This window comes from Arthrobacter sp. TJ-236 (assembly GCF_058269235.1).
In genome coordinates this window covers 650,077-669,608 of the sequence record NZ_JBZCNI010000001.1, presented here as the reverse complement: position 1 = coordinate 669,608, position 19,532 = coordinate 650,077, and the positions used below count along the sequence as shown (strand labels likewise).

At 70.0% G+C, this 19,532-nt stretch carries 18 protein-coding genes; 16 read left to right on the top strand and 2 right to left on the bottom strand.

Features of this window, described 5'->3' with window-relative positions; all coding sequences use genetic code 11:
- Positions 1–223 precede the first annotated feature (223 nt).
- A complete protein-coding gene (locus AC4D16_RS03130; protein WP_490953925.1) occupies positions 224–4,027 on the top strand; it encodes an AAA family ATPase in 3,804 nt (1,267 codons plus the stop codon).
- 67 nt (positions 4,028–4,094) lie between these two features.
- Here the strand turns inward: AC4D16_RS03130 and AC4D16_RS03125 are convergent, their stop codons facing one another.
- Positions 4,095–5,417: an MFS transporter gene (locus tag AC4D16_RS03125; RefSeq protein WP_490954662.1), complete on the bottom strand. Its 1,323-nt coding sequence runs from the start codon at positions 5,415–5,417 to the stop codon at positions 4,095–4,097.
- Positions 5,418–5,572: 155 nt separating this feature from the next.
- Between AC4D16_RS03125 and ftsY the strand changes: the two genes are divergently transcribed.
- The 3 genes from ftsY to AC4D16_RS03110 all read left to right on the top strand — a co-directional run bounded on the left by ftsY (position 5,573) and on the right by AC4D16_RS03110 (position 8,639).
- Positions 5,573–6,766, top strand: a complete 1,194-nt coding sequence (gene ftsY, locus AC4D16_RS03120) for a signal recognition particle-docking protein FtsY (protein ID WP_490948993.1) — start codon at positions 5,573–5,575, stop codon at positions 6,764–6,766.
- A gap of 200 nt (positions 6,767–6,966) precedes the next feature.
- A complete protein-coding gene (locus tag AC4D16_RS03115) occupies positions 6,967–8,304 on the top strand; it encodes an ammonium transporter (protein ID WP_490948994.1) in 1,338 nt (445 codons plus the stop codon).
- Positions 8,301–8,639, top strand: a complete 339-nt coding sequence (locus AC4D16_RS03110; RefSeq protein WP_043445797.1) for a P-II family nitrogen regulator — start codon at positions 8,301–8,303, stop codon at positions 8,637–8,639. Before AC4D16_RS03115 ends, AC4D16_RS03110 begins: the two co-directional genes overlap by 4 nt.
- Before the next feature lie 154 nt (positions 8,640–8,793).
- On the opposite strand, the gene AC4D16_RS03105 is transcribed toward AC4D16_RS03110, so the two are convergent.
- The gene (locus AC4D16_RS03105) at positions 8,794–10,233 is read right to left on the bottom strand and encodes a glucose-6-phosphate dehydrogenase (protein ID WP_490953924.1); all 1,440 of its coding nucleotides are present in this window, start codon (positions 10,231–10,233) and stop codon (positions 8,794–8,796) included.
- A gap of 203 nt (positions 10,234–10,436) precedes the next feature.
- Between AC4D16_RS03105 and ffh the strand changes: the two genes are divergently transcribed.
- The 12 genes from ffh to AC4D16_RS03045 all read left to right on the top strand — a co-directional run bounded on the left by ffh (position 10,437) and on the right by AC4D16_RS03045 (position 19,460).
- Positions 10,437–12,020 (top strand): signal recognition particle protein, encoded by a 1,584-nt coding sequence (ffh, locus tag AC4D16_RS03100; protein ID WP_490953923.1) that lies wholly within the window; start codon positions 10,437–10,439, stop codon positions 12,018–12,020.
- A gap of 33 nt (positions 12,021–12,053) precedes the next feature.
- Positions 12,054–12,758 carry an alpha/beta fold hydrolase gene (locus tag AC4D16_RS03095; RefSeq protein WP_490953922.1) on the top strand — a complete coding sequence of 235 codons (705 nt, stop codon included), beginning with the start codon at positions 12,054–12,056 and terminating at the stop codon, positions 12,756–12,758.
- A gap of 140 nt (positions 12,759–12,898) precedes the next feature.
- The gene (locus AC4D16_RS03090) at positions 12,899–13,792 is read left to right on the top strand and encodes a VOC family protein (protein WP_490953921.1); all 894 of its coding nucleotides are present in this window, start codon (positions 12,899–12,901) and stop codon (positions 13,790–13,792) included.
- Positions 13,793–13,949: 157 nt separating this feature from the next.
- Complete coding sequence (gene rpsP, locus AC4D16_RS03085) at positions 13,950–14,354, top strand: 30S ribosomal protein S16 (protein ID WP_490948999.1); 405 nt, start codon at positions 13,950–13,952, stop codon at positions 14,352–14,354.
- A gap of 1 nt (position 14,355) precedes the next feature.
- Positions 14,356–14,601 (top strand): RNA-binding protein, encoded by a 246-nt coding sequence (locus AC4D16_RS03080; RefSeq protein WP_490949000.1) that lies wholly within the window; start codon positions 14,356–14,358, stop codon positions 14,599–14,601.
- Between the two features lie 106 nt (positions 14,602–14,707).
- Entirely contained in the window at positions 14,708–15,379 is a 672-nt protein-coding gene (gene rimM / locus AC4D16_RS03075) for a ribosome maturation factor RimM (protein ID WP_490953920.1), read from the top strand.
- Positions 15,379–16,212, top strand: a complete 834-nt coding sequence (trmD, locus tag AC4D16_RS03070) for a tRNA (guanosine(37)-N1)-methyltransferase TrmD (RefSeq protein ID WP_490953919.1) — start codon at positions 15,379–15,381, stop codon at positions 16,210–16,212. The genes rimM and trmD overlap by 1 nt, the downstream gene beginning before the upstream one ends.
- A 212-nt stretch (positions 16,213–16,424) precedes the next feature.
- A complete protein-coding gene (rplS, locus tag AC4D16_RS03065) occupies positions 16,425–16,784 on the top strand; it encodes a 50S ribosomal protein L19 (RefSeq protein WP_490949003.1) in 360 nt (119 codons plus the stop codon).
- A gap of 4 nt (positions 16,785–16,788) precedes the next feature.
- The gene (lepB, locus tag AC4D16_RS03060) at positions 16,789–17,475 is read left to right on the top strand and encodes a signal peptidase I (RefSeq protein ID WP_490954661.1); all 687 of its coding nucleotides are present in this window, start codon (positions 16,789–16,791) and stop codon (positions 17,473–17,475) included.
- Positions 17,476–17,561: 86 nt separating this feature from the next.
- Positions 17,562–18,386 carry a signal peptidase I gene (gene lepB / locus AC4D16_RS03055; protein WP_490953918.1) on the top strand — a complete coding sequence of 275 codons (825 nt, stop codon included), beginning with the start codon at positions 17,562–17,564 and terminating at the stop codon, positions 18,384–18,386.
- Positions 18,383–19,126, top strand: coding sequence for a ribonuclease HII (gene rnhB, locus AC4D16_RS03050; RefSeq protein ID WP_490953917.1), 744 nt, complete (start codon positions 18,383–18,385; stop codon positions 19,124–19,126). The genes lepB (AC4D16_RS03055) and rnhB overlap by 4 nt, the downstream gene beginning before the upstream one ends.
- A 7-nt stretch (positions 19,127–19,133) precedes the next feature.
- Positions 19,134–19,460, top strand: a complete 327-nt coding sequence (locus tag AC4D16_RS03045; protein WP_490949007.1) for a DUF2469 domain-containing protein — start codon at positions 19,134–19,136, stop codon at positions 19,458–19,460.
- Positions 19,461–19,532 lie beyond the last annotated feature (72 nt).

The window sequence follows — 19,532 nt, the reverse complement described above, 5'->3', positions numbered from 1 at the left end:
CTCAAACTTCGGTAAGCCTACTTGGTAGCAAGGGGGCTGGTCACTGCCGACTCCGAGCGGGCGCCGCGGTTCCCCTGCTGCTACGCGAGCGCCGCCCGTCCTGGTGACACGGGCACCGCGGAGGTCCTGGGTGCGTGGTGCCGAGCGGCGACCGGGAAACAGGTGCAGCCGGGACGGTCCAGTAGATTGAGGTCATTCCAACCCATCTGGAGAGCCTGACACCGTGCATCTGAAGAGTCTAACCGTGCGCGGGTTCAAGTCTTTCGCCTCGGCGACCACCTTCGACTTCGAGCCCGGCGTGACCGCCGTCGTCGGCCCCAACGGCTCGGGCAAGTCCAATGTGGTGGACGCCCTCGCCTGGGTGATGGGGGAGCAGGGCGCAAAGACGCTCCGCGGCGGCAAGATGGAGGACGTCATCTTCGCGGGTACCTCGGGGCGTCCGCCGCTCGGTCGGGCGCAGGTGTCGCTGACCATCGACAACGCGGACGGCGCCCTGCCGATCGAGTACACCGAGATCACCATCTCCCGGACACTGTTCCGCGCGGGTGGCTCCGAGTACGCCATCAACGGCAAGAGCTGTCGCCTGTTGGACATCCAGGAGCTGCTCTCGGACTCCGGGCTCGGCCGCGAGATGCACGTGATCGTCGGCCAGGGGCAACTCGACAAGGTGCTGCACGCCACCCCCGAGGACCGGCGCGGGTTCATCGAGGAGGCCGCGGGCATCCTGAAGCACCGCCGCCGCCGGGAGAAGACCGTGCGGAAGCTCGAGTCGATGCAGGCCAACCTCGCCCGCCTGTCCGACCTCACCGCCGAGCTGCGCCGGCAGCTCACGCCACTCGGGAAACAGGCCGAGGTCGCTCGGCGTGCCCAGCAGGTCCAGTTCGCCGTGCGCGACGCGAGATCGCGCCTGCTCGCCGACGAGCTGGTGACGCTGAGGGAGGGCTTCGAGCGCGACGTCGCGGCGGAGGCCGCGTTGCAGGACCGCCGGGCGGAGGTGGAGCGGGCACTCGCGGCAGGCAGGGGACGTCAGGCCTCGCTCGAGGCTGCAGCCGCCGCGTCCGTCCCGGAACTCAACCGCGCCCGGGAGACCTGGTACTTGGTGTCGAGTGTGCGCGAGAAGCTGCAGGCGCTCGCCGTGCGGGCCGAGGATCGCGCAGCGCTCCTCCGGCAGACGGGCGGCGACGCGGACCAGGGCCGTGACCCCGAGCATCTCGAACGGCAGGCCGAGCGGGTCCGGGCGGACCTCCTCGGGTCGCGCAGCGAGGTCGAGGAGCTGGGTCGCGCCCTCGAGGTGGCACTGGCGGCCCGTGTCGACGCGGAGCAGGCCGCGTCGACGGAGGAAGCGCGTCTCGCGACATCCCTGCGGCTCGCCGCCGATCGACGCGAGGGTGAGGCGCGCATCGCGGGCGCGGTCGGCGCCGCCCGTTCTCGTGTGGAGGCCGCCGTCGCCGAACTCGACCGGCTCCGTTCGTCCATCTCCGCGGCGGAGGAACGACGCCGGACCGCCGAGCGGGAGTTCACGGCCCTGGAGGGCCAGGTCGCGGACACCGAGGAGGGCGAGGAAGGGCTCGACGCCGAGTACGAGGAGGCGTCGGGGATCCTCGCGACACTCGCCGAGGAACGCGTGGAACTGGCGGACGCGGAACGCGCGGCGGAACGGGAGCGCGCCGGTCTGGCCGCCAGAGCGGAGGCCCAGCGCGAGGGCCTGCAGCAGCGTGACGGCTCGGCCGACCTGCTGGCTGCCGGCCTCCCCGGGGTGGCGCGCCCCCTCGCCGAGTTCCTCCGGGTGGAGGCAGGCTTCGAGCGGGCCGTCGCTGCGGCGCTCGGCGCGGAAGCCGACGCGGTGACGGTCGACGACGCCGAGGTGGCGGTGCTGGCGCTCCGACGCCTCAGGAGCGAGGACGCCGGTCAGGTGTCCCTCGTCATCGCCGGGCGCCGCGGGCCTGTGGATGCAGCGGACGCCCCGGACGCCCTGGACGCCTCGGACGCACCGGATACGTCGGTGTCTCCCGGTGCACCGGGCACGCGAGGCGTCGGCGTCGCTGAAGGGGACGGGCACCAGGCACCGGCCGACGGCGTCGTCCCCCTCCTCTCCGTCGTGTCCGTGGCACCAGGCGCCTCCGGTCCGTCCAGCGGCATGGAGCTGTGGGCGGCGCTCCGCGCCCTGCTCGACGGCGTCGTCGTCGTGCCGGATCTGCACGCCGCACGCGCGGTGCTGGCGGACGCCGACGGAGAGGCCAGCGCGCAGGACAGCGCGGACGGCGCGGGCAGCGGCACGGGTCGGCATAGGGGTACCGGCGCGAGCGTCGTCACGACGGCGGTGACCCGGGAGGGCGACGTCCTCACGCGGCACCTCGCCCGCGGGGGGAGCGCCGGGGCTGCCGGCGTCCTGGAACTCCGCGCGGCCGTCGAGCAGACGGAGGCGGGACTGGCCGACGCCGTCGGCCGCACCGAGCGCCTGCGGTTCGACCTCGCGAGGGTGCGGGCCGCGGAGGATGCGGCGCGGGAGCGGGTCGACGCCGCCCTGGAGCGGCTCCACGAGTCGGACGCCCGCATGGCCGCGGTCGCCGAGAAGCTGGGCCAGCTGAACGCAGGGGCGCGTTCGGCGGCGGGCGAGGCGGAGCGGCTCGCGTCACTCGTGCGGACGGCGGAGACGAATCTCACCCATGAGGAAGGGCGGCTGCAGGAGGCTGCGCAGCGCCTGACGGACCTCCGTGACCAGCCGGTCGAGGCCGAGCCGTCCACGGCGGAGCGCGATGCCCTCCAGCGCGCCGCCGTCGAGGCGCGCCGAGCGGAGATGGAGGCGCGCCTCGCGCTGCGGAGCCGGGAGGAGCAACTCTCCGCCCTCGAGAACCGGGCCGCGTCGCTGGAGCGCGCTGCCCAGTCGGAGCGTCGCGCCCGTGAACAGGCCGCGGAGAAGGCGCGGATCCGCGCGGCGCAGGGTCGGAAGGCGGCAGCCGTGGCCCGAGCCGCCCGCCGCGCCGAGGCGCTGGCCGCGGCATCGGTCACCGCTGCGGCGTCGCTACGCGACGAGGCCGAGCGCCTGCGAGCCGAGCAGGACGCCGAACTGCACGAGGTACGCGCGGCCGCCGCCGACCTCGCCGTCGAACTCGCGCGGCTCACCGATTCCGTGCACCGCGACGAGCTGGCGCGCGCCCAGCAGACGCTGCGCATCGAGGCCCTCGAGAACCGGGCCATCGAGGAGCTGGGCCTGACGCCGGACCACCTCGTCGCCGAGTTCGGTCCGCATCTCCCGGTCCCTGAGGACGCCCCGTCGAAGGACAAGTGGGCGGAACTCCGGGCGCCGGTGGACGACGACGGCGCTCCCGTGTCCCAGGGCATCCCCTTCGTCCGCGTGGAGCAGGAGAAACGGCTGAAGCGCGCGGAGCGCGACCTCGCCGCGCTCGGCAAGGTGAACCCGCTCGCGCTCGAGGAGTTCGCGGCTCTCGAGGAGCGGCACCAGTTCTTGACCACGCAACTGGCGGACCTCAAGGCGACCCGCAAGGACCTGCTCGACATCATCCGGGAGGTCGACGAACGGGTGGAGCAGGTGTTCACCGCCGCCTACCGGGACACGGCGGAGCAGTTCGAGCGCGTGTTCGCCACGCTGTTCCCCGGCGGGGAGGGCAGGCTCGTCCTCACCGACCCGTCGGACATGCTGACCACCGGGATCGAGGTGGAGGCACGCCCTGCCGGGAAGAGGATCAAGAGGCTGTCCCTGCTCTCGGGTGGCGAGCGCTCGCTCACCGCCGTCGCGCTCCTGGTCGCGATCTTCAAGGCCCGGCCCTCGCCGTTCTACGTCATGGACGAGGTGGAGGCCGCGCTCGACGACACGAACCTCGGCCGGCTCATCACGATCTTCCGTGAACTCCGGGAGTCCAGCCAGCTCATCATCATCACGCACCAGAAGCGCACCATGGAGGTCGCGGACGCCCTCTACGGTGTGACGATGAGGGGCGACGGCGTGTCCACCGTCATCAGCCAGCGTCTCGGGGCGGACGTCGAGCGGGTGCTCGACGCCCCCTGATCGGCTTCGGTCAGACCGTCCGTCAGGCCCGGTCGCTGATCACCGGCTGTCGACTACCGGGTATGCATCACTGGCTCCTGGTGCCGTCGTCCGAGCTACCCGAGCTACCCGAGCTACCCGAGCTACCCGAGCTGGTCGTGCCATCTGTGTCGTCCTGGGCCGCCGCGCCCGGCAGGGTCTCCCGCGCCCCCAGCCACGCGAGGGCCGCGAGGACCCCGAGCGCACCGGTCACGACGAACGCGAGCGAGTAGGAGCCCACCACGAGGTAGTCGATGATGGCGCCAGCGACGATGGGCCCGAGGATGGCGCCCGCATCCGAGCTCATCTGGAAGGTCGCCAGGACCTTGCCGCCGCTGCGGTCGTTGCCCACGACGTCGGACACGGCGGCCTGCTGCGCGGGGTTCAGCAGCCCTGTCCCCACACCGCCCACCACGCAGATCGCGAGGAACACCACGGTGTTCGGCGAGAAGCCCAGCGCCGCCATCGCCGCGCCGTTGACCAGGAGCCCGGTGATCACCAGAGGACGTCGGCCCACGGAGTCGGCGAGCCGGCCGGAGACGGTGAGCGCCAGGGCGGTACCCGCCGCGAAGAAGGAGAGCGAGATGCCGGCGATCTGCGGACCGGCCGCGAGCACCGCCGTCGCGAAGAGGGGGACGAGCGCCATGCGGATACCGAACGAGGACCACCCGTTCGTGAAGCTCGAGACCAGCGCCGCCCGGTAGGCGGAATCGCGCACGGCCTGGCGGACCGTGAGCGGCGCCTGCTGCGCCCCGCGGGCCGCCTTGCGGTCGGCGAGGGACGAATCCTTGAGCTGGAAGAAGACGACGGCGGAGGCGAGGAGCAACGCGCCGGCGTAGACGAGGAACGGTACCCGCAGGCCGAAGCCCGCGAGCAGCCCGCCGATGATCGGCCCTCCGATGCTCCCCAGCAGGAACGCTGTGGCATAGGCACCGGACACGCGTCCGCGGATCGAGGGCGGGGCGAGCCGGACGATCAGCCCCATGGCGGAGACCGTGAACAGGGTGGAGCCGATGCCACCGAGCCCCCTGAACACGAGCAGCTGGCCGTAGGACCCGGCGAAGGCGCACGCGGCGGTGGAGAGGGCCACGATCAGGAGGCCGATGATGTAGACCGGGCGCTCCCCGAGGCGCTCGACCATCCATCCTCCGGCCGGCGCGAAGGCGAGGCGGGTGAACGCGAACGCGCTGACGATGATCGAGGCCGCCGTGACCCCGACGTCGAAGCTCTGCGCGAACTGCGGGAGGACGGGCGCCACGAGCCCGAACCCGATGGCGATCACGAAGGCCGCGGCGATGAGCACCCTGATCTCCTGCGGGATCCGCTGGGGAGGTGCCGCCGACCCGCCGTCGGGACCCGCCGGGCCGTTCATGCCTCTCCGGTTCTTCGTGCGGAGGAGGTCTGCGAGGGGGCGTCTGCGAGCGCGGGGGGAAGCAGCCATGGTTCTCGCATTCTGCCATCGCGGGGCACTCGCCCCTCACCGCGGAGCGCCGGTCGCGCCCCCGGGCTCTGTGAGAAGGTTGATCAGTGAACGAGATCCTGCTTCCCATCGTCTTCGTCGTCCTCGCGATCGCCGTGATCGGCTCGGTCGCCGTCGTTCTGCTCAAGGGCCGCCGTACACCGCCCGGCACGTACCCGACCCTGCGGGATCCCGACGACCAGGCGCCCGCCGCGGCCCACGGCGCCACGTCCACGGACGTCCTCGATCGCCCGGGCGGAACCACGACGGACGTCCTGGTCCCGGACGATCTCAGCACCCTCGACGAGACGCCCGCGACCGACCGCTACGACACGGTGGAACCGGTCCAGGGCAGGCTCGCCCGCCTGCGCGCCCGCCTCGTCCGGTCCAACAACGCTCTCGGGAAGGGGCTCCTCGCCCTGCTCTCGCGCGATCGGATCGACGAGGACGTCTGGGACGAGGTCGAGGAGACGCTCCTCATGGCGGATCTCGGCACCGAGCCCACCATGGAACTGGTCGATGCCCTGCGTGATCGCGTGAAGGTCGCCGGGAGCCGGAACCCTGCCGAGGTCAAGGAGATGCTCCGGGAGGAGCTCGTGAAGCTCGTCGATCCGTCCATGGACCGGAGCCTCGCCACGGCGCGTCATGCCGACCGTCCGGCCATCGTGATGGTGGTGGGCGTGAACGGCGTCGGCAAGACGACCACCGTGGGCAAGCTGGCGCGCGTCCTCGTCGCCGACGACAAGGACGTGCTCCTCGGGGCCGCGGACACGTTCCGCGCCGCCGCGGCCGAGCAGCTGGCCACCTGGGGTGCCCGCGTGGGTGTCCCCACCGTGAAGTCCGACGTCGACGGCGCGGACCCCGCATCCGTTGCCTTCGAGGCGGTGAAGGCCGGGATCGAGCAGGAAGTCGATGTGGTCCTCATCGACACGGCGGGCCGCCTGCAGAACAAGGTGGGGCTCATGGACGAGCTCGGCAAGGTCAAGCGCGTGATCGAGAAGCAGGGCACCGTGGACGAAGTACTCCTCGTCCTGGACGCGACCACGGGCCAGAACGGGCTCAACCAGGCACGCGTGTTCGCGGAGGTCGTCAACATCAGCGGGATCGTCCTGACCAAGCTGGACGGCACCGCGAAGGGCGGGATCGTCGTCGCGATCCAGCGCAGCCTCGGCGTGCCGGTCAAGCTGATCGGCCTCGGCGAGGGCGCCGACGACCTCGCTCCGTTCGACGCCGAGAGCTTCGTCGACGCACTGCTCTCCTGAGGCCGCGTCCGTCCCGTGTCACGTTCGCTCCATCCAGAGCCGCGTAACGTGCGCGAAACATGATGGTCACGCGCCTTTTACGACGTCGGATACCACGTAACGTGCGCGAAATGCCGGGCTCCTCGACCCGAAACACGGCCCGCGCATCCTTAAGAGGCAAGGTCGGGAAGTCCCCGTCCTCCTCGGAAGGATCGTGTGTGATGGATCTGACAGCAGGCAACGTCTGGGTGATGGTCTCAGCCGCCCTCGTACTTCTCATGACCCCCGGGCTCGCCTTCTTCTACGGCGGTATGACCCGCGCCAAAGCGGCCCTGAACATGATGATGATGAGCTTCATCGCCGTGGGGCTCGTCGGCGTCGTCTGGGTGCTCTGGGGGTACTCGATGACCAGCGGCGAAGGCGTCGCGCAACTCTTCGGCGATCCGTTCGCCTCCTTCGGCCTGACGGGCCTCATCGGCACCGAGGACCTCATCGGAGCCGGCTACGGCGTCACCTTCGCCATCATCACGGTCGCCCTCATCAGCGGGGCCATCGCCGACCGCGCCAAGTTCGGCGCGTGGACCATCTTCGTACCCATCTGGGTCACCCTCGTCTACTGCCCGCTCGCCTTCATGGTGTGGGGTGGCGGTCTCCTCAGCGAGGAGGGCGCAGTGGGTGCAGCCGTCGGTGAGGCCATCGACTTCGCCGGTGGCACCGTGGTGCACATCAGCGCCGGCGTCGCGGCCCTCGTGCTCGCCCTGATCCTCGGCAAGCGCCAGGGGTTCGGCAAGGACCCGGCGCAGCGCCCGCACAACATCCCGTTCGTCATGCTCGGCGCCGCGCTCCTGTGGTTCGGCTGGTTCGGGTTCAACGGCGGCGCAGCCGGAACGGCCGAGGAGGCCGGGCTCATCTGGGTCAACACGATGGCCGCACCGGCTGCCGCGATGATCGGCTGGCTCATGACCGAGCGCATCCGTGACGGTCGGCCCACCTCGCTCGGAGCGGCCTCCGGCATCGTCGCAGGTCTCGTGGCCATCACGCCGGCCTGCGCCAACGTGAGCCCCATCGGTGCCGTGGGCCTCGGCCTCGTCTCCGGTGCCCTGTGCGCGCTGGCCGTCGGCATCAAGTACCGCCTCGGCTTCGACGACTCGCTCGACGTCGTCGCGGTGCACCTGGTCGCGGGAATCGTCGGGACGCTGGCGCTCGGCTTCATCGCCCTGCCCGTCGACGGCGAGGGTGGCGGCCTGTTCTACGGAGGCGGCCCCGAGCAGCTCGTCGCGCAGATCGTCGCCGCAGCGATCGCCATCGCCCTGTCCGCGATCATGACGGCCGTCATCGGCCTCGCGATCCACAAGACCATCGGCTTCCGTGTCGCCTCCGAGGACGAGGTCTCCGGAGTGGATCTGTCGGAGCACGCCGAGACGGCCTACGAGTTCGGTGGACTCGGCGTGGGCGGATCCTTCCACCCGTTCGCCGAGCAGATGATGTCCCAGAAGAAGACCAGTCAGCACGTTGCGGACACGCCGCAGAAGACCGTCGCAGAGGATGTGCATTCATGAAGCTCGTGACAGCGATCGTTCGTCCGGACAAGCTCGACGGTGTCAGGGGGGCGCTGGAGAACTACGGCGTCCAGGGCCTCACCGTGAGCCAGGCCAGTGGTTACGGCCGTCAGCGGGGCCACACCGAGGTCTATCGGGGCGCCGAGTACACCGTGGACCTCCTGCAGAAGGCCCGGGTGGAGGTGCTCGTCGCCGATGCGTGGGTCACCGACATCGTGGACGTGCTCGTCTCCACGGCCAACACCGGCCGCGCCGGTGACGGCAAGGTGTGGGTCATCCCTGTCGAGGAGGCCGTCCGTGTCCGCACGGGGGAGCGCGGCGAAGCCGCCCTCTGACCGAACCACGGTCGGCACCACACAGCAGCACCACACACGAAGGGCCGTCGCGCAGGCGACGGCCCTTCGTGTGTCCGGGGACATCCGTCCCGCTGTCGGTCCGGGGTCACCCCGCGATCAGTCCGCCGTCACGTGCTCGACGGCGGCGAAAGGGTCAGCGTTGGCCGTGCGAGGACGGCCACGCCTGCGGACCGGTGGAGCCCGCGGCGTATTCCTCGAGCGGGACGCGGTTCTCCGACCATGCCGTGAGGACCGGTTCCACGATCCGCCAGCAGTCCTCCGCGGTGTCACCGCGGACCGAGAGTGTCGGATCGCCCGCGAGGACGCCGTCGAGCACCTCGCCGTAGGGGAGGAGATCGGTCTCGTTGAGGTCGGCGCTGAGGGTGGCGCGGTCCAGCGAGAAGATGTCCCCGGGGCCGTTGACGTCGAGTTCGAGCTGCAGCGTGTCCGGACCGAACCCGATGCGCAGCTTCGTGGGGGCGTCCTGCCCGCTGAAGCCCACGGGCAGGTGACTCACGGGCTTGAAGGTGATCACCGCCTCCTTGCGCTTGGCGCCGAGCGCCTTGCCCGAGCGGAGCACGAAGGGCACTCCCGACCAGCGTTCGTTGTTGATCGACACGGTGATCTCCGCGAGCGTCTCGGTACCCCGGGAGGCGTCCACCCCCGGCTCCGCCGTGTAGTCCGGGATCCGGCGTTCGCCGACGGTGCCGGCCGTGTACCTGGCGCGGCGGCTGCTCGACGGATCCGAGAGGTCCACCGAGCTCGCGCGGAGGATGGACCCGATGTGGTCGCGGAGGTCTCGCTCGTGCAGGGTGGACGGCGCGTTGAGGGCCAGCAGCGCCATCACGTGCAGGAGGTGGCTCTGGATCATGTCCCGCAACGCGCCCGCGCCGTCGTAGTAGCGTGCCCTGTTCTCCAGGGCGAGGTCCTCGTCGAAGATGACCTCCACCTTCTCGATGTGCAGGTTGTTCCAGACCGGCTCCAGGATGCGGTTCGCGAAACGCAGGCCGAGGATGTTGAACACGGTCGCCTTGCCGAGGAAGTGGTCCACGCGGTGGATGTTCTGCTCCGGCACCAGCTTCGCCAGCTTCTCGTTGAGCATGTGCGCCGACGCCTGGTCGGTCCCGAAGGGCTTCTCCATGACCAGCCGCGTGCCCGCCGGCAGCGAGTCCGCGCCGAGCGCGCTGCAGGCACGCTGGCTGATCGACGGCGGCAGGGCGAAGTAGATCGCGACGGGTCCCTCGAGGGTCCGTACCAGCTCGCCCAGTCCGTCCTTCGTCACGTCGATGAGGTGGTAGGAGCTGTTGTCGCGGACCTGCTGCAGCGACGCGCGTCCGGCGTCGTCGGCCTTCGCCGCGGCTTCGCGGAACGCGCCGTCGATGCGCTCGCGCCAGTGCTCGTCCGTCCAGTCGTCGGAACCCGCGCCGACGAGCTTGAGTCCGTCGGCGCGGCCGAGGCGGATCAGGCGCGCCAGGCCGGGGAGCAGGAGGCGCCCGGTGAGGTCACCGGAGGCTCCGAGGATGAGCAGCGTCCGCACGCGCACGTCCGCCTCCGCGGGGATGGATCCATGTTCTGCCAGAGAGTGAGTGTCCACGCCTTCACTGTGCCACTTATCCCCGCAGGTGTCCCGTGCCGATCGGCTGCCGGGCGACCACCGGCCCCGGTACGCGTGACGGGCCCCCTCTGCGGCGCGCGGCGGGGATCGAACCGGCGCCGTGCTCGCCGTCGGGCTCATCCCGCTTGATACCCTTGGGAGTTGAGTCATCAATGCTCCCCGATGAAAGTGGTTCACGGCACGTGTTCAATTCACTCTCCGACCGGCTGACCGCGACCTTCAAGAACCTCCGCGGGAAGGGGCGGCTCACCGAGGCGGACATCGACGCCACGGTGCGCGAGATCCGCCGCGCACTGCTCGACGCCGACGTCGCCGTCCCCGTGGTCCGCGCCTTTACCGCCGCGGTCAAGGAGCGCGCACTGGGCCTCGAGGTCTCGCAGGCCCTCAACCCCGGCCAGCAGATCGTCAAGATCGTCAACGAGGAACTCGTCGGGATCCTCGGCGGCGAGACGCGGCGCATCCGCCTCGCCAAGAACCCGCCCACGGTCATCATGCTCGCGGGCCTACAGGGCGCCGGAAAGACGACGCTCGCGGGCAAGCTGTCCCTCTGGCTCAAGGGCCAGGGCCACAGCCCGCTGCTGGTCGCGTGCGACCTCCAGCGCCCCAATGCGGTCCGCCAGCTCCAGGTCAACGGTGAACGGGCCGGCGTCCCGGTGTACGCGCCGCACCCCGGGGTGAGCTCCGAGTTCGAGACCGCCACCGGTGATCCCGTGGCCGTCGCACGCCAGGGTGTCGCCGAGGCGCGCGCCCGCCTGCACGACGTCGTCATCGTCGACACCGCTGGCCGGCTCGGCGTTGACGCAGAACTCATGCAGCAGGCCGCGGACATCCGCGCGGCGATCGATCCCGACGAGGTCCTCTTCGTCATCGACGCCATGATCGGCCAGGACGCCGTCAACACGGCCCTCGCCTTCAACGAGGGCGTGGACTTCACCGGCGTCGTCCTCACCAAGCTCGACGGCGACGCGCGCGGCGGTGCGGCGCTCTCGGTCGCCTCGGTCACCGGCAAGCCGGTCATGTTCGCCTCGACCGGTGAGGGCCTGAAGGACTTCGAGCTCTTCCACCCGGACCGCATGGCGTCGCGCATCCTTGATATGGGCGACATCCTCAGTCTGATCGAGCAGGCGGAGCAGTCCTGGGACAAGGACGAAGCCGCCCGCATGGCGAAGAAGTTCGCCGACCAGGAGGACTTCACGCTCGAGGACTTCCTCGCGCAGATGCAGCAGATCCGCAACATGGGCTCCATGAAGAAGATGCTCATGATGATGCCCGGCGCCGCCGGCATGCGGGAGCAACTGGAGAACTTCGACGAGCGTGAGATCGACCGCGTCGAGGCGATCGTGCGCTCCATGACCCCGCACGAGAGGCTCGCGCCGAAGATCATCAACGGTTCGCGCCGCGCCCGCATCGCGCGAGGCTCCGGCGTGCACGTGTCCGAGGTGAACGGATTGCTCGAGCGCTTCACGCAGGCGCAGAAGATGATGAAGAAGATGGCGTCCGGTGGCGGCATCCCGGGGATGCCCGGCATGGCCGGCCCCGGAGGCTTCGGTGGACCCCGCAAGTCGAAGGCCGTCGCGGCGAAGGGCAAGAAGAAGCCGCGCTCGGGCAACCCCGCGAAGGCTGCCATCGAGGCGAAGGAAGCCGAGGCGAGGCGCGCAGCGGCCCGCACGGCGGCCCCCACCGGTGCGGCGTTCGGAGGCCAGCAGGACTTCGACCCGTCGGCGATGAACCTGCCCAAGGGCTTCGAGAAGTTCCTCGGGAAGTAGGCGCGTGCGCCCACCGGCGGGATCCGCGTCATCATGACGCCCGAACGCGTCGTCTTCGTCCACGGCGCCGGCGGCTTCGGAGCGGCGGCGTGGCCACGGCAGCACGGCCTCTCCCGCGAGTACGACTGCCTGTACGTGCGCCGTCACGGGTTCTCGACGGAGGAGGAGCCGCTCGCGACGGATTACGCCCGCGACCAGGAGATCGTGATCGAGGCCCTCGGCGCGGGAGGTCACGTCGTCGCCCACTCGCAGGGTGCGGTCGCCGCGATGATGGCCGCCGTCGAGCACCCGGAACTCGTCCGGAGCCTGACCCTCGTGGAACCGGCCTGCTTCTCCCTCACGGCGGATCTCCCGGCCACCTCGGCGCACATCGCGCGCATGGGTCCGCTCCTCGACACACGGCAGGAGATGTCCGACGCCGACTACCTCCGGGCCTTCGTGCGGCAGGCGTTCGATGCCGCCGCGCGGATGCCCGTGACCGCTGACGAACGGCGGAACGCCGCGCGCCTGCGGCTTCAGCGCCCGCCGTGGGACGCACCGCTCACCATCGTGCCGGGCGTCCCGACCGTCGTCCTCACGGGGGGCTGGGAACCTCTCTACGAGGAGGTGGCGCAGTACCTCGTCACCACCGGAGCCGTGCACCGTTCCGCTCCCGGTGGTCACCGTCCTCACGACACGGATGAGGGCGCGGCGATCATCCGCGACGCCCTGCGGGCAGGTCCGGTCGCGAGCAGGTGACTACGGTCCACGGGGCTACCGGCAGGTAGCCGCGTTCGGGTCGCCCTTCCGACCCAGGACTGAGAGCCCGGCGTACATCCGGCGGAATAACTTGAAGCTTCAAGTAGTTATGCCGTTGCTGCCATGACAAGGAGTGACCGATGCCGGACCTGCTGCCCGACGACACCGCCATGGGAACGCTGACCCTCCGGGTCGGCGACCTCGACGGGATGTCCGCCTACTACCGAACGGCCCTCGGGCTCGCCGTGCTCGTCGACGGCCCGGATGCCGTCGTCCTCGGCCGCGGCGCGAACGCGGTCCTCCGCCTCGAGCATGCTGGCCACCTGCGCCTCCCGGCACCCGGCCAGGCGGGTCTCTTCCACACCGCGCTCCTCTTCGAGGACCGCGCGGACCTCGCGGCCGCCGTCGCCTCCGCCGCGCGCCACCCGCGGAGTGCCTACGTCGGTAGTGCCGACCACCTCGTGAGCGAAGCGTTCTACTTCACGGATCCGGAGGGGAACGGGATCGAGTTGTACGTCGACCGCCCTCGGGACACCTGGAGCTGGACACAGGACGGACGCGGCGAGCGGACGGTGGTGATGGACAGCCTTCCGCTCGCACCGCGCGAGTACCTCGAAAGGCACCTGACCGAGGACGCCGTCACGCAGGCCGCGATGCGGAACGCCGGCGTCGGGCACGTGCACCTGCAGGTCGGCGACGTCCCGACCGCGCACCGCTTCTACGTGGACGTGCTCGGCTTCGAACGGACCGCGGGATGGCACGACCAGGCGCTCTTCGTCTCCGCCGGCGGGTACCACCACCACATGGCGATGAACGTCTGGAACAGCAGGGGTGCGGGCCCCCGGCGCGACACCCTCGGTCTGGGGGAGGTGCTCCTCCGTGTCCCGGCGTCCGACGACGTCGCGGCGCTGGCCGACCGCCTCTCAACGGCCGGCATCCCGAGCCTGCACACGGGGGAGGAACTGCGCTTCGAGGACCCCTGGCGGAACAGCCTGCGCGTCGCGGTCCGGGGGGATTCGGCCCGAATCGCCTAAAGCGACGCGGGTCTGGCACAATGGTCAGGTACTCGAGCCGTACGGCCCCTCTCTCCGTGTGCGCTTCGTGTCCTCGAGAACCCCTATGAATGGCCCGCCCCACGGGAGCAGGATGACGGGTTCGCCCCCTTTTCATGTACAAGGAGTGACCACACAAGTGGCCGTAAAGATTCGCCTCAAGCGCATGGGCAAGATCCGCGCACCGTTCTACCGTGTCGTCGTCATGGATGCGCGCTCCAAGCGTGACGGCCGTGCCCTCGAAGAGATCGGCAAGTACAACCCCACCGAGGAGCCCTCGTTCATCGAGATCAAGTCGGATCGCGCGCAGTACTGGCTCGGCGTCGGCGCACAGCCGACCGAGCAGGTCTCCGTGCTGCTGAAGATCACCGGTGACTGGCAGAAGTTCAAGGGACTGAAGGGTCAGGAAGGCACGCTGCGCACCAAGGCTGCCAAGGAGACCTTCGTCGCCCCCGAGAAGGGCTCGGTGATCGTCCCCGAGGCCATCACCCCGAAGGCGAAGAAGACCGACGACGCCGCCGCGGAAGCCACCGAGGCCGAGTAACATGCTGGCCGACGCACTCGAGCATCTCGTCCGCGGCATCGTGGACAACCCCGACGACGTCCGGGTGTCCGCGAAGAACAACCGCCGCGGTGAGACGCTCGAAGTGCGCGTCCACCAGGAGGACCTCGGCCGGGTGATCGGCCGTCAGGGCCGCACGGCTCGCGCCCTGCGCACCGTCGTCGCCGCTCTCGCAGCAGGCGAGCCAGTGCGCGTCGACGTGGTCGACACGGACCGTCGCCGCAGCTGACCACCCGCACCACCGATACGTTCGACCGCCGTCGGCCCCACCGCCAGTACCTGGAGGTGGGGCCGAGTGCGTGAAGGGCCATTCCAACCCCAGCAGGAGCACCAGCATGGACGTACTCGTCGCCAGGATCGGCAAACCCCACGGCATCAAGGGTGAGGTGACGGTCCAGCTCTTCACCGATGCCCCCGAGGATCGCTTCGACGCCGGTGAGGTCTTCCGGGTCGAGGGTGCCGCCGTCACGGAACTGACCGTCGCGAGGGCCCGCTGGAACAAGGACATCCTCATCGTCGGGTTCGAGCAGGTCGCGGACCGGAACCAGGCCGAGACCCTGCGCGGCGCTCAGCTGTTCATCGACACCACCGGTGGCGAGGACGACGAGGACGACGCCTGGTACGAGCACGAACTCGTGGGACTCGACGCGCGCGTCGACGGCGTCTCGGTGGGAACGGTGACCGCGCTGCGCACCATGGCGGTGCAGGATCTCCTGGTCGTCGAGCTCGCCGACGGCCATGAGGCGTTCGTGCCCTTCGTCGGCCACATCGTGCCCGAGGTGAACATCGAGGAGGGCTTCATCTCTATCGCACCGCCCGCCGGGCTGTTCGACCTGAACACCCCGGGCTCGAACCAGGCACCCGACGACGGCGACGACCTCGGCGGGACTCCTGAGACCTCCGATACTTCAGCGGCCGCGCCCGACGCAGCGCGCCCTGCCGAACCCGCTGCCGAACCCGCTGCCGAACCCGCTGCCGAACCCGACGCCGGACGGGCCCGCGACTAGTGCGCATCGACGTCGTCTCCATCTTCCCGGAGTACCTGGCCGCACTCGATCTGTCGCTGATCGGCAAGGCCCGCCAGGACGGCGTCCTCGACGTGCGCGTCCACGACCTCAGGTCCTTCACGACGGATCGCCACCGCACTGTCGACGACACCCCGTACGGCGGCGGTGCAGGCATGGTCATGAAGCCCGAGCCATGGGCGCAGGCACTCGAAGCCGTGCTCGCCGACGTCGCGCATCCTGCAGAGCCCGCTGGGGCGGGCGCCGCCGGCGCTGCTGGTGACACCTCCCGGCCGACTCTCATCGTCCCGTCGCCCGCGGGCGCGGTCTTCGACCAGGCGATGGCTCACGAGCTCGCCGGACTCGATCACCTCGTCTTCGCCTGCGGCCGATACGAGGGCATCGACGAGCGCGCCATCGACTGGGCGCGCGGCTCCTTCGACGTCCGGGCCGTCTCGCTGGGCGACTACGTCCTCAACGGCGGGGAAGTCGCGGTCCTCGCGATGGTGGAGGCGGTGGGCCGGCTGATCCCCGGCGTCGTCGGCAATCCGGAGTCGCTCGTGGAGGAGTCCCACGCCGACGGACTCCTCGAGTACCCCGTCTACACCAAACCGTCCTCGTGGCGCGGTCACGATGTCCCGGAGGTGCTCCTCAGCGGCAACCACTCCCGGATCGCCCAGTGGCGACGGATGGAGCAGTTCCGGCGCACGGCGTCCCGCCGTCCCGACCTCCTGGCGGACATCGACACCGGCGCCCTCGGTGCAGCGGACGTGCGTGCGCTCCGCGACGCGGGGTTCGACGTCGTCGACGGCCGGTTGACGCGACCACCGCATTAGGGCGGGACCGCTTCGTTGTGGAAGAATGGTGCCTCGTGTCCACTGGGCCGCACCCTGCCACAGGGGGCGTGAGGTCAACAGTTCAGCACACCGGCACCCGGATCACCGGAACGGCCGGAAACCTTCTTCGGCAGCATGGCCCGGACCCAGTGTCCGGTCCCTGGCCGCCGCGACCGACGTGGGTGACCTGTGGCGTCCACCAGGAGCATGACATGCACATTCTCGACTCAGTCGACGCAGCGTCCTTCCGGGACAACGTCCCGGACTTCCGCGCCGGCGACACCGTCAACGTTCACGTGAACATCATCGAGGGCAAGAACACCCGTGTTCAGATCTTCAAGGGCTTCGTGCTCGGGCGCCAGGGCGACGGCATCCGCGAGACCTTCACCGTCCGCAAGGTGAGCTTCGGTGTCGGCGTGGAGCGTACGTTCCCCGTCCACAGCCCCGTCCTCGACAAGATCGAGGTCGTCTCGCGAGGCGACGTCCGTCGTGCCAAGTTGTACTACATGCGCGAACTGCGCGGCAAGGCCGCCAAGATCAAGGAGAAGCGCGACCCGAAGACGGTCAAGTAACTCTCTGGACGTGCACCGCAACTCCGCTTCCCGGCCCCCGGCCGGAGAGCAACCGGAACGCCGGCCCCGCTTCGTGGGCTGGCGTTTCGTCTTATCCGCCGTCGTCGTCGCGGCGCTCGTCACCGGGCTGGTGCGGGCGTTCCTGGTGGATGTGTACTTCATACCCTCCGCATCGATGGAACCTCTGCTCACCCGGGGCGATCGCGTCCTGGTGGACAAGCGGGTCGGTGAAGGGGATGTCGAGCGTGGTGACGTCGTGGTGTTCGATGGTCGCGGGTCACTCGACCCGATCACCGATCCGCGGGGTGTTCCCGAACGTGTCCTCGGTGGGATCGGGCAGTGGCTCGGGGTGACCGGCAGTGACACCGTGTACGTGAAGCGGGTGATCGGCGTCGGGGGTGACCGTGTGGTGTGCTGCTCGGAGGACGGCCGGCTCGAGGTGAACGGAGCGCCGTCCGAGGAACCGTACGTGTTCGCGGGGGACACCCCGAGCGACGTCGCCTTCGACGTGGTGGTGCCCGAGGGCCGGCTGTGGCTGATGGGCGACCACCGGTCGGAGTCGAGGGACTCACGGGCGCTCCTGGGAGCTCCGGGCGGCGGCCTCATCGCCGAGGACCGCATCATCGGGCGTGCCTTTCAGCTACTCTGGCCACTGGACCGGCTCGCGCCGATCGACGAGCCACACACCTGACGACAGCCAGGGAACGGCCGGTGACGCAGTCGCTGCTCGAATCGCGACCGATCCGGCCGATCATCGACGACAGAGGAATTCAACGCATGGCACGGAGCTTCCGCAGGAAGTCGTCCTCGGGAGCAGCGGCGACCGACGCACGGGCCGCAGATTCGACCACGAGTGGTGACGGGACGGCGGACCATCCGGGCGACGCCACGCAGGACGCGAAGAACGCCGACCGCGGCTTCGGCGCGTGGCTGAAGGAGGTCGCGACCATCGTCGTGATCGCGCTCGTGCTCTCGTTCCTCATCAAGACCTTCCTGTTCCGCGCCTTCTTCATCCCCTCGGGCTCCATGGAGGAGACCCTCGAGATCGACGACCGCATCTTCGTCAACCAGCTGGTCCCGCAGCCGTTCGACCTGCAGCGGGGCGACGTCGTGGTGTTCCGCGACGCGGACGGATGGCTGCCCCCGCAGGTGGAGCAGAGCGTCGGGTTCGTCAAGGAAGCCCTGATCTTCATCGGACTCGCACCCGACGAGTCCCAGCAGCACCTCGTGAAGCGGGTCATCGGGCTGCCGGGCGACCACGTCATCTGCTGCGACGCCGACGGGCGGATCACCGTGAACGGCGAACCGTTGGACGAGCCCTACCTCTTCCCGGGCGCCAACCCCTCCGACGTCCCGTTCGACGTCATCGTCCCCGAGGACTCGGTCTGGGTCATGGGCGATCACCGCAACGCGTCCGCGGACTCCCGGGCCAACAGGGACAAGCCCGGCGAGGGCTTCGTCGACATCGAGGACATCGAGGGGAAGGCAGCCGTCATCGCCTGGCCGCTCGACCGCATTGGTTTCCTGGGCAATTATCCGGAGGTCTTCGCGGGGGTACCCGACGCGCGTCCCATCGGCCGCTCCACGCCAGCGGGACCATGACCGCACGCGGCACCCGGGGGTCGAAGGCGCCGACGCTCGCCCTCGAACGATCCTTCTCCGACGCGGGCCATCGGTACGTCGCCGGGTGTGACGAGGTGGGGCGCGGTGCGCTGGCGGGCCCGGTGTCCGTGGGAGTGGTCGTGCTCGATCTCGCAGCGGTCCGGCCGCTGCGCGGGGTCCGCGACAGCAAGCTGCTCTCCGCCGCGGCCCGGGAGGCGCTGGTCCCGCGGATCAGGGCCTGGTCGCTGGCGTCGGCGGTAGGACACGCCTCGCCCGCCGAGATCGACGCATGGGGGCTGATGGCCGCGCTGCGGACCGCCGGGGCCCGGGCCTGGCAAGCGGTACTGCAGTCGGTGACACCCGACGTCGTCATCCTCGACGGCAACCACGACTGGCTGTCGAAGCGTTCCGGGGACCTGCTCTTCGGCCTCCACGACGGGCGTACAGCGCCCGTAGAGACGATCGGGTGCACAGCGTCCGTTCAGACGAGGATCAAGGCCGATCTCACGTGCCTGAGCGTCGCGGCCGCCAGCGTGCTCGCCAAGGTCGAACGCGATGCGTTGATGGTGTCCCTCGCGGAGCACCACCCCGCCTTCGGCTGGGAGGTCAACAAGGGCTATGCGACGAGCGCCCACCGGGCTGCGATCGACGTCGTGGGGCCGAGCGAGCACCATCGAAGGACCTGGCGCCTGGGGAGCCTGAAGCGGCCAGAACTGTCACACGCGGAAAGTGGAGGATGATGAGCCGATGAGTGCCGAAGATCTTGAGAACTACGAGACCGACATGGAGTTGCAGCTGTACCGCGAGTACCGCGACGTCGTGGGCCTGTTCAGCTATGTGGTGGAGACCGAGCGGCGCTTCTACCTCGCCAACACCGTGGACCTCCAGGCGCGATCCGCCGACGGCGAGGTCTACTTCGACCTGACGCTGCAGGATGCCTGGGTCTGGGACGTCTACCGGTCCGCCCGCTTCGTGAAGAACGTCCGCGTCATCACGTTCAAGGACGTCAACGTCGAGGAGCTCACCAAGTCCGACGACATGGCTCTGCCGAAGGACGGCCCGCTGGGTACCTGATGCCGGGGCACCGGTCCGGTGCTGCCAAGGGCCGTCCCCTGAGTCGGTGACGCCCGTGCCGGCCGTGCTGTG